Genomic DNA, 10,537 nt, shown 5'->3' with positions numbered 1-10,537 from the left:
ATAATTGCAAGATTAGCCCTCAACTGGACGGCTAGACCATGGCCATTGACCGCGCCCACTGCCAGCAACTGGACAAGCAGGACCCACTGTCGAGTTTCAAGAAAAGATTTCAGGCATCCCAAAAACACACCATTTTTCTGGATGCCAATTCAATGGGCGCCATGCCGGCAACAGTCCCGGACCAGCTGGCTTCGTTCTGCACTGACGAATGGGTGGAGCTGCGCCGCCAGGGATGGAACCACACCGAGTGGCTGGACAGACCGCGCCAGATCGGCGACGCCATCGCCCACCTGATGGGTGCCGGTCAAGGCAACGTGTTGATTTGTGATAACACGACGGTGAACCTGTATAAAATTCTGACCTATGCCTGGCAATCTCGTGAATCAGGCAGCACCATTTTGACGGAAGACGGCAATTTCCCGACCGATCTGTACGTGGCCCAGGGACTTAGCCACAATCATCCTGACCCACCTCGGCTCAAGGTGTGCACATCAAGAGACGAACTGATCGATTCTATCGACACTGATACCGCGATCGTCTACTTAAGTCATGCGGATTACCGTTCCGGTGAGTGCTGGAACATGGCGGACATCAATCATCGTGCCCATGCGGTTGATGCATTGACTGTTTGGGACCTCTCGCACTCAACCGGAGCAATCCCAGTTGATCTGACCCGCGATGATGCGGACTTTGCTGTTGGGTGCGGCTACAAGTACTTAAGTGGAGGGCCGGGTGGATCGGCCTATTTGTGGATCAACCCCCGCCATGCAGAGAACGGATGGCCTACGATCTGTGGCTGGATGGGGCATCTAGACGTTTTTGCATTCGCGACCGAGTATGAGCCCTTAACCGGGGCGGGCCGCCACGCCACCGGCACACCAGCGGTTATTGCCAATGAAATCTTCTTTTGTGCAGCCCAAATCTGGCAGGAGGTGGACGAAAAACAGCTCTGGGCAAAACACAAAGCTCTGGGCGACCTGACCATGGAACTGCTCGAACAGGAATGTGGTTCACTCGGCGTGACGATCAACACACCCCGCGAGTACAAACAGCGTGGCGGTCACATTGGATTCAGTCATCCGGGTGCAGGTCCAGTGTCTGAGGCCCTGCTGGCTGCAGGCGTGGTTGGATCATTCAGACGACCCAGCTCACTGCGTTTTGGCCTAGGTCCTTTGTATTTGAGTTATGAAGATATCTGGGAAGCTGTGTCGAGGCTGCGAAAGATTCTTGAGTCCGGTGACTGGCAAAATCCCAAATTCCAGACCGTTTCTGTATAGACCAGACTGATGACTGCAATCGGCAATGACATTCCCCAACGGTCACTGGGTCAGCGCATAGCCGAGTTACGGAAACTGCGGGGACTGACCCTGGCCAGGCTGGCAGAAGTCTGCGAACTTTCGGAGGCGACGTTGTCGCGGATCGAAAATGGACATTCTGCCGTGAGCGCACAACACCTCTTTATCCTTTCGCAGTACCTCAAAGTTGATATCACCGACTTCTTTCGAGATGACGCTGCACCACTGACGCCCGGTGTACGGTCCCTAACGCTGGCCGGTAACGGAACCCATCAAGAACTAGCCCGCTACGACGCTGAAGTCCTGTGTGCTGACCTGTCCAGGAAAGAAATGCATCCGGTGATCAACACAATACGAGCCCGAACACTGGATCAGGCCGGCGGTCTGTCCTCTCACCCCGGTGAAGAATTTCTATACGTTCTTGAGGGTGAAGTGATTGTTCACAGTGAACTGTACGCGCCAACGCAGTTAAAACCTGGTGACAGTCTTTACTTTGACGGCGCCCAAGGGCATGCCTATGCCTGCGGCAGTGACAACCCCGCACGCATTCTGGTACTGGTAGCACGCAGCCAACAGATCGACAGCCCATGAACACGGATACCGCATCTGTCACCATTGAAAGCAACGCCGAGACCGTGTTCAAGTTCATGTCAGATCCAAACAAAATGGATCTTTGGTCATTCGGCACCTGGCGGGTTAGCGTGGATGGCGACGGGCTTGTACATGGCCGTTCCATCTTTGACGGATCTACCATTTTTGTCCGCATTGAGCCTAATGCGCAGAATCAGCTGATCGATTACTGCGTAGGGATCAAGCCAGAGAACCTCGAGCCACGCATTTTTGTACGGGTCACACCGGGTGAAGTAACTGGATCATCTACACAGAACTGTGTTCTGTCGATGGTTGCATTCAGAACGGAAGGGATGAGTGACGACCGCTGGAACAGGCTGGTGACTGCTCACGCATTCGAGGTCCAATTGATCAAATCCTTGCTGGAAAACGATTTTGATCATCGGAATCTGCCATCCAGCGGCACGACGCAGGCATCCTGAACAGACGATGTAGAACCGACCCGAAGATACACCTGTCTGCACCATACTGGGTACTTTTGCGTCACCCATCTGCTTTGTGCATAGTTAACTGTCGCGCTTCGAATCTGCTCAGCGCTACAACCTGAACCAGAGGAACCACAATGCCCCGTATTCCTGAGTTGTCCGCTGAACAGATGGACCCTATCCAGAAAGGGGTCTACGATGACATCATGGCTGGACCCCGAAATAGCCTTCGAGGTCCATTCCATGCCTGGCTGCACAGCCCTGGACTTGCGGACCCGGCCCAGAAACTCGGTGCTTTCTGTCGCTTCTCGAGTTCGCTGCCCAAGCGTCTGTCGGAACTGGCCATTCTCGTGATAGCCAGGTACTGGTGTGCACAGTTTGAGTGGTATGCACACGCCCCGATGGCAATGGAGGCTGGTGTATCCTCCACTGCAGTAGAGGCCATACGCCTCAAGCAAAAACCCCCACTCTCTCGGGAGGATGAAATCCTAATCTACGAGTTCGTCAGTGAACTGCTTGACCACCGCACGGTCAGTCAGGTGACATACGACCGGGCGCAGACGATGCTTGGTGATCGCGGCGTCGTGGATCTCGTTGGTATTGTCGGTTACTACTGCCTGGTGTCAGTAACCCTGAATGTGTTCGATATGCCGTTGCCCGATGGAGAAGAAAACCCGCTGTCACCCTAGCTACAAAATAATCAAGAGACCAGAAACCAATGCGACTGAAAAACAAGATTGCGATGGTGGTGGGTGCTGGCCAGACCCCGGGGCCGACCATCGGCAATGGACGGGCGACCGCGTTGCTATTCGCACGCGAAGGGGCCCAGGTACTCGCCGTAGATCGAGATATCGAGTCTGCACAGGAAACTGTAGAACTTATACAGCATGAAGGTGGGCAGGGAGAGGCTGTTGTCGCCGATGTTGTAGACGAAACCAGCCTTGAAGCAGCGGTCAAACACTGTAAAGATCGTCTCGGACGACTCGATATTCTCCACAACAACGTCGGTATCAGCGTGACCGGCGGCGACGCGCCGGTCACTGAGATCTCGACCGAAGCCTTTGACCGTATCATCGCGGTCAACCTGCGCGGCGTTGTCCTTGCCTGCAAACACGCCCTGCCCGTCATGCGCGCCCAAGGCAGTGGCGTGATCATCACAATCTCTTCTATTGCCGCAATTGAGAACTACCCCTGGGTCACCTATAAGGCGAGTAAAGCCGCTTTGGTGGCCTTGACGCAGCAACTGGCGATCCAAAATGCCGAGTACGGCATTCGCGCCAACGTCATTCTCCCGGGGCTGATAGACACACCCATGGCTGTCGACAACCGTGCACAAGCGTGGGGCCAGACTCGCGAAGAAGTGGTGGCCGCACGAAATACACGGGTACCGCTGGGCAACAAGATGGGTGACGCCTGGGATGTGGCCCATGCTGCATTGTTTCTAGCCAGTGATGAAGCACGCTTCATCACTGGGGTGTCACTACCAGTCGATGGTGGCATGAGCTGCAGAATCGGTTAAACATGTCTGAGAAAGAACTTGCCATCGATAGCCGAGTATCGCTTGGCGACGGTAACAGCATGCCTCTGCTGGGGCTGGGCACGTGGGCGGCACAACCCGGTGGGGAAACCCGAGATGCCGTCGCGTTCGCCCTGGAAACTGGCTACAGACATATTGATACCGCCAAGATGTACAACAATGAGCAGGATGTGGGCCAGGCTGTGCGCGAAAGCAGCATACCCAGAGCGAACATCTTCGTCACCACAAAATTATGGGATTCCGACCAGGGTTATCAGCCAGCGCACGACGCATTCGACCGCAGTGTGGATCAGCTCGGACTTGAGTATGTCGACCTGTACCTCATTCACTGGCCGGTCGAAAATCTGCGCAACGATTCCTGGCGTGCCCTTGAAGAAATCAAGGGATCTGGACGCGCCCGCTCAATCGGCGTCAGTAATTTTTCCCATGAACATCTTCAGGAACTGTTTTCACGTTCAGATACACGACCCGTGGTCAATCAGATCGAACTCAGCCCGTTCCTACAACAACCATCCATCGCCTCTTTCTGTCGATCGGAAGGTATACAACTTACCGGTTACTGCCCCCTGGCCAAAGGACGGCGTTTAGATGATACCGTTCTCACTGACATAGCTGAACAACACGGTAGGTCACCCGCGCAGGTGATGATCCGGTGGGCTCTGCAGAAAAGGCAGGCTGTAATCCCTAAATCAAGCAATCCCGCTCGGATCGTACAAAACGCGGATATTTTCGATTTCCAGATCAGCGCGGATGAGATGGTTCGACTGGACGGTTTGGACGATGATTCTCGATTCTGTCCAGATCCACTGTCCATGCCTTGAAAAACAACCAATCAACTCGGCGTAAGCCCTTCGCGAACCACAGGAAACAGTTCACAATCCAGCCGCTGGCCGGCTTCTATATTTGGGTCGCGCAACATCCGCTGGAGATTAGGTCGCGGATTATACGTGACATCCTCGCCTGCCCAGCGAGTAATGTAGGCACGGCGACGGACACGAGTGCTGCTGTTACCCGGCGAACCGTGAACTGTCAGACCGTGATGAATCGTGCAGTCACCCGGTGCCATTTCGAAACAAGCGAAATCAAAAACGTCGCGTTGGCTGTCGATGTCCGGTATCGGTTCCAGTGATTCATGATAGGTTTCCCCTGGACTGAAGCTGACAGCGGCAAAGCGCTTGCCCCATCGGTGTGATCCCTTGACGTATTCGACTGCACCGGTGTCATAGGTTACAGGATCCAGCGCTACCCATACTGTGGCGATCATGTCGCCGGCAACTGGCCAGTACGGGGCATCGTGGTGCCAGGCCGTGCGGGTGCTGGTCCCGGGTTCTTTGGCGAGAATCTGATCAAATATAAGATTTACCCGACTCGACCCCATACAGGCAGAAACGACATCGGCCGCAGGTGAGTCAAAAATAAACGACCTGAATCCCGTAATATGATGACAGACAAAAGTGTCTCCGAAAAAATTTCCAGTACTACCGGATTCGTTGATATCACGAACCATGGTCGATGGCTGAACGATGTTCTGATCTACAAGTTCCTGTAACTCTCCAACCCAATTGGGGTCTACAAGCTCTCTTACCAGGACTACGCCATCACGTCGATAGGTTTGAATCTCTTCTACAGTGAGAGCACGTTTAACAGCCTTATGCATCGCGTTACGCCTCCCGTATTCACCAGTTGTCGATTGTCCGCTTACGCCCAGTGCGGGGAGCAAGTGGCGGCAGACTCACTAGAAACCGAATAACTGTCTCGCGGGTATCTGCCGGATCAATCACATCATCCAGCTCGTATCGCCCAGCAAGGCCGAGCGCTGTATTGTGTGCCCGTAATTCATCAGCCAGTTCCCGTTCGCGCGCCAGCCGGGTTTTCTTGTCGGCAATGGCTTCAAGCTCTTTTTTGTGGGTGATCTTAACTGCACCTTCAAACCCCATCGCCCCGAACTCTGCCGTAGGCCATCCGACCAGCAGCGCCGGTCTCAGCGGCAGCGCACCCATCATGTACTGGCCAAGGCCATAAGCCTTGCGCAAAATGACCGTCATAAAGGGTGTCGTTGCATTGATTGCAGCGTTGAGAATTCTCGAGCTGTGCCGAACAAGCGCCGTCGCTTCTGCCTCGGGACCGACCATAAGTCCGGGTGTATCACACAAGTAAAGCATCGGAATGTCGTGTGCATCACAGAGCTGAATAAATCGTGCCAGTTTGTCCGAGGCCGGGCTGTCGATCGCGCCGGCCAGAAACATCGGCTGATTCGCCAGCACACCCACCGGTGTGCCCTGGACTTTGGCCAGCGCCGTCACCACCGAACGCGCAAACTTAGGTCGCAGTTCAAGGACCGAGCCCTGATCGGCGATACCCTCAATCACCTTTCGCACATCATAGGCACGTCGTGGATTTTCGGGTACTACGTTGCGCAGTACCGAGGTGTCGGGATCTGGGCCTGGCTGACCGCCTGCATCGCGAAAATATTCCAGGTAACGCTTAACACAATCAATCGCTTCTTGTTCATCAGTCACCAGTACGTCGATAGCCCCGCAAGCCTCGTGCATCTCCGCTGGACCGAGTTCTTCCGGCGTGAGAGTGAGTCCCAGTGCCGCCTCGACCAGGGGAGGTCCGCCCATCCCCATTGCAGCCTTGGCCGTGGCTATCAAGGTGTCACACAGCCCGGCAAGGTTGGCGTTACCGGCGAAACACCGCCCCGAGACCACACCAACTGTTGGAACAAGGCCCGACAGCCGGGCCATCATTGCGAAAGTCTCTTCGTAATCTCGTGAGTTGATATTGTTTTCGTAAGGACGCCAGCCACCGCCATCGGCCCACAGCACCAGCGGTAGACGCAGTGTTTCGACGACTTGCAGAAAGCGGTCCGCTTTCGCGTGATTGATGATTGACTGTGTACCGGCATGCACAGTGTAGTCGTAACCCATGAACCCGACCCTGAAACCAGACACGGTTCCCGTACCCATGACGAGACCGTCGGCCGGTCCCTGCAGGTTCTTGAATGCCGGTTCCGCCAGCTGACCATATTCCTGAAAACTGCCCGGGTCTATGAGTTGACCGATGTTCTGTCGAATCGTCTGGTGGCCGGTCACTGCCCGTTTGGCAACTGCCTCCGGCCGATTCTCATCCAGTGTTTGTGCTTTTGCCGCAAGCACTTCGGCAAGATCTACCCGAGGAGCGTCTGGATCCTGGACACCCTTATTTGAACTCATCGCGCTTCTTCCTTTCAGTTCGGCGACAGAAACGTAAATCCAATTCAATCAATCCGAGTCAATAATCAGTAGTACCTGTTCTTCAATCACTGAATCACCCTCATTGCAGCGCACCTCGATCACTGTACCACCTGCCTCGGCAACAACCGGTATTTCCATCTTCATCGACTCGACTATGACCAGGTCATCGCCCAATTTGACCTGATCGCCGGCGGTTACTTCGATCTGGTAGACGGTGCCAGTGACCACTGATCTAATTTCCCTGAACATGTTGCACTCTGCTTTATCTTGGTTGTTATGGGCCGGAAAAGACTACCGGCATCTAGCCTTGTACCAACTGTAACCCCGGTATTGTACCGTCGCTCCGACCAGCATCACCCAACAACCATCAGTACAATACTAATAGATACTCTAACCGGACTCTTTAACCAAACCCTCGAGGCTACACAGACCGGTTCCAAAACGAGACCATTAGCGATTTCACATTTATGCTCAAAACCTTTCAACCCTGGAGTTAATCATGCGCCGTCCCTTGCGAATTGCCCAGATCGGACACCCCGTGTTACGTCAACCGACCCGAACGCTGACCCGGGAGGAACTGTTGTCAGACGATGTGCAGAGTTTCATAGATGACCTGATTGAAACCATGCGCGAGGCTAACGGTGCGGGGCTCGCTGCCAACCAGGTTTATCAGTCGCTGAGGATCTGTACTGTAGAAGTACGTAATAACCCCCGTTATCCCTATAGACCCAATATTCCCCTGACCATTCTGGTCAACCCGATACTGACACCGGCCGGCGACGAGACATTCGTTAATTATGAAGGTTGTCTGAGTGTGCCTGATCTCCGAGGTCAGGTGCGGCGCCACTGTGAGGTTAAGGTTGACGCCTGGGATCGCGAGGGCAATCCGATCTCCACCGTGGTCAAAGGTATGACCGCCGCAACCTACCAGCACGAAGTCGACCACCTGGACGGCAAACTTTTTCTTGACCGTGTCGAAGACGCAACCAGCCTGGTGACCCAGGACAATTTTCAGCGCTACTGTATGGATAAGGTGGCGGCCGATGTCGAAGCGCTGGTCAAGCGCTACGGCAGTTGATCTGATCCTTTTTCACCGGCATCGTAGAACAGCACTCCAGACTATGGAGAAGATCGTAATAGACAGTTCAAAGTTCCCGGTTCACGGACTGGATCGTGAAGGCCCCAGGGTAGCCTACACCAGCAGCCTGCTGGACCGGGCTGATCGTAACCGTGAAGATGGCCGCTGGCTTGAATCACATCGGCACCATCCCGACACACGCTACCTGCCATTTTGGGACCTGCGGGTTGCCATGTGGCGCAACCCGGACCCCGAACTTTACTGGTGTACAGTCAGTGACTTCACTGACTGGCTGGCCATCGATGACACTGGTGTTTTCCTGGGTATAGACGACGATGGTGTCGCCTGCTTTGCGACCCCCATCGATGAAGCCGCGCAGCGCACACTGGAAGCACAGAACGTCGGCTTCGTCGATGCGCGCTCAGCTGCCGCACAACTTGAAGATGGACGAGCAGCCATCGTGGCCCAGGCCCGCTCACTTCTGAACTGGCATAGTCAAAATCCGTTCTGTACCCGGTGCGGCTCAAGTACACGCGCGCAAATGGCCGGCTCACAACGCGCGTGCACGGACAGTGACTGTGGCGTCGTAATTTTCCCCCGCATCGACCCGGTGGTTATTATGCTCGTTGTCTCCGCTGATGGTGAACACTGCCTGCTGGGTCGAAATCCCGGTTATCCCGGCCAGCTTGTGTCAGCGCTTGCGGGATATATGGAACCCGGGGAGAGCATTGAAGAAGCAGTCAGACGTGAACTCCTCGAGGAAGCTGGCGTGAGCGTGGGAGCTGTACGTTATTTCACCAGCCAGCCCTGGCCTTTCCCGGCAACCTTGATGATCGGCTGTTTTGCAATGGCAGAAAACCTCGAGCTGGATGTCAACCTGCAAGAACTGGAATGGGCACAGTGGTTCAGCAAAAAAGAGGTGGTGGAACTGTTTACGGGCCAGGATCAGGAATTCTCAGCACCGCGTTCGATTGCGATCGCACATCACCTGATTAAGCACTGGCTGAACCACAGTTAGTGCCGCCTGCTCAGGACACGACTGCTGATCCCTGAAGTGAAACCATTTCTATTTCCTTATTGGCCTACACTAGACTTCCAGCCTGATAGGATCGCATTGTGTAGCCGGGAGTGACCGATGAAAGTAGAAACAGGCATACCCATGGACAACTGGCACGAAACCGGGCCAGCTGCCGCGGCGGCTGAAGCCTGGGGCTTCGATGGTGTATTGAGTTTTGAGATTGCGAACGACCCGTTTATTCCACTCGCATTCGCCGCGGTCGCAACGGAAAGAATTCAGCTTGGCACGTCTATCGCTGTGTGCTTTCCAAGAAGTCCGATGATCATAGCGACCAGTGCGTGGGATCTTCACTTGCAGTCCAAGGGACGTTTTACCTTGGGTCTTGGCACGCAGGTCAAGGGCCATAACGTGAGGCGATTCAGCGTGCCATGGTCGCCTCCACAGCCCCGACTACGCGAATATGTGCAATCCCTCCGAGCCATATGGCGCTGCTGGGAGACTGGCGAAAAACTTGATTTCCAGGGAGAGCACTATACGTTCACCCTGATGACTCCGGATTTTTCTCCACCAAAATCGGGTCTGGGGCCAATCCCGATCAGCATCGCGGCGGTAGGCCCGGCACTGCTGCGGCTTGCCGGAGAAGTCTGTGACGGTGTGCGGCTGCACGTTTTCGCGACACGGAAATACGTCGAAGAAATGGCGCTTCCAGAGATCCGGTCTGGACTTAAAAAGGCCAGGCGTAATCGTTCCAATTTCGAAATCTGGGGTGGCGGCTTCATTGTTACTGGCAAAGATGAAGCTGCATTGGTCCAAGAGCGGGAAGCCGTTCGCTACCGGATCGCGTTTTACGGTTCTACCCGCAGCTACCATCCAATACTGGCACTACACGGTTGGGAAGACCTCGGCCTTAAACTCCACGAGATGTCAAAGAAAGGGCAATGGAAACAGATGGCGGCCCAGGTTCCCGACGAGGTGCTCGAGGAATTTGCAGTCATTGCCACTTACGACAACCTGGTGTCAAAACTTACTGAACGCTTTGGTGGACAGACCGACAGTATGACCTTGCCGATGCCAGAGGGAATCCCGGAAACCGAGGCCCGGGAACTGATCCAGGATATCAGGAACATCGACAGCCCGTTCAGATCGTTCGCAAAGACGTGGTAAGCAGCAACCTGGCAGCTTTAGACTAAAGTCCGCTGACCAGGCTTTTCTGAATTGTCGACTGTTTCAACTAGCCAACCCGTTTTAGGATGGACTGGACGATGTTTCCATCCAGTCGCTACCCAGACCACAGCCGTCTAACGACAGTGGCGTGTGC

General features: G+C 54.7%; 12 protein-coding genes. 9 read left to right on the top strand and 3 right to left on the bottom strand.

Annotated elements, in window-relative coordinates:
* Positions 1-38 precede the first annotated feature (38 nt).
* From MK323_11245 to MK323_11220, 6 genes are all read left to right on the top strand, one after another.
* Positions 39-1,277, top strand: a complete 1,239-nt coding sequence (locus MK323_11245) for an aminotransferase class V-fold PLP-dependent enzyme (protein MCH2482728.1) — start codon at positions 39-41, stop codon at positions 1,275-1,277.
* A gap of 9 nt (positions 1,278-1,286) precedes the next feature.
* Entirely contained in the window at positions 1,287-1,886 is a 600-nt protein-coding gene (locus tag MK323_11240) for an XRE family transcriptional regulator (protein MCH2482727.1), read from the top strand.
* Positions 1,883-2,347 carry an SRPBCC family protein gene (locus MK323_11235; GenBank protein MCH2482726.1) on the top strand — a complete coding sequence of 155 codons (465 nt, stop codon included), beginning with the start codon at positions 1,883-1,885 and terminating at the stop codon, positions 2,345-2,347. Before MK323_11240 ends, MK323_11235 begins: the two co-directional genes overlap by 4 nt.
* Before the next feature lie 140 nt (positions 2,348-2,487).
* Entirely contained in the window at positions 2,488-3,039 is a 552-nt protein-coding gene (locus MK323_11230; protein MCH2482725.1) for a carboxymuconolactone decarboxylase family protein, read from the top strand.
* A 29-nt stretch (positions 3,040-3,068) separates the two neighbouring features.
* Positions 3,069-3,869, top strand: a complete 801-nt coding sequence (locus MK323_11225; GenBank protein MCH2482724.1) for an SDR family oxidoreductase — start codon at positions 3,069-3,071, stop codon at positions 3,867-3,869.
* Positions 3,870-3,871: 2 nt separating this feature from the next.
* Positions 3,872-4,708 (top strand): aldo/keto reductase, encoded by an 837-nt coding sequence (locus tag MK323_11220; protein ID MCH2482723.1) that lies wholly within the window; start codon positions 3,872-3,874, stop codon positions 4,706-4,708.
* Positions 4,709-4,719: 11 nt separating this feature from the next.
* On the opposite strand, the gene MK323_11215 is transcribed toward MK323_11220, so the two are convergent.
* The 3 genes from MK323_11215 to MK323_11205 are packed head-to-tail and all read right to left on the bottom strand — an operon-like array spanning position 4,720 to position 7,372.
* Positions 4,720-5,544, bottom strand: a complete 825-nt coding sequence (locus tag MK323_11215; GenBank protein ID MCH2482722.1) for a phytanoyl-CoA dioxygenase family protein — start codon at positions 5,542-5,544, stop codon at positions 4,720-4,722.
* 19 nt (positions 5,545-5,563) lie between these two features.
* A complete protein-coding gene (locus MK323_11210) occupies positions 5,564-7,102 on the bottom strand; it encodes a hypothetical protein (GenBank protein MCH2482721.1) in 1,539 nt (512 codons plus the stop codon).
* 48 nt (positions 7,103-7,150) lie between these two features.
* Positions 7,151-7,372 (bottom strand): acetyl-CoA carboxylase biotin carboxyl carrier protein subunit, encoded by a 222-nt coding sequence (locus MK323_11205; GenBank protein MCH2482720.1) that lies wholly within the window; start codon positions 7,370-7,372, stop codon positions 7,151-7,153.
* A 250-nt stretch (positions 7,373-7,622) separates the two neighbouring features.
* On the opposite strand from MK323_11205, the gene def reads away from it, so the two are divergent.
* The 3 genes from def (at position 7,623) to MK323_11190 (ending at position 10,383) form a co-directional block, all read left to right on the top strand.
* Positions 7,623-8,201 (top strand): peptide deformylase, encoded by a 579-nt coding sequence (gene def, locus MK323_11200; GenBank protein MCH2482719.1) that lies wholly within the window; start codon positions 7,623-7,625, stop codon positions 8,199-8,201.
* Entirely contained in the window at positions 8,167-9,219 is a 1,053-nt protein-coding gene (gene nudC, locus MK323_11195; GenBank protein ID MCH2482718.1) for an NAD(+) diphosphatase, read from the top strand. The genes def and nudC overlap by 35 nt, the downstream gene beginning before the upstream one ends.
* Positions 9,220-9,336: 117 nt before the next feature.
* Positions 9,337-10,383: a TIGR03617 family F420-dependent LLM class oxidoreductase gene (locus tag MK323_11190; protein ID MCH2482717.1), complete on the top strand. Its 1,047-nt coding sequence runs from the start codon at positions 9,337-9,339 to the stop codon at positions 10,381-10,383.
* Positions 10,384-10,537 lie beyond the last annotated feature (154 nt).

This window comes from Gammaproteobacteria bacterium (genome assembly GCA_022450155.1).
Classification (GTDB): Bacteria; Pseudomonadota; Gammaproteobacteria; order Arenicellales; family UBA868; genus REDSEA-S09-B13.
The sequence above is the reverse complement of the archived record's forward strand: the minus strand, read 5'-3'. Positions and strand labels throughout refer to the sequence as shown.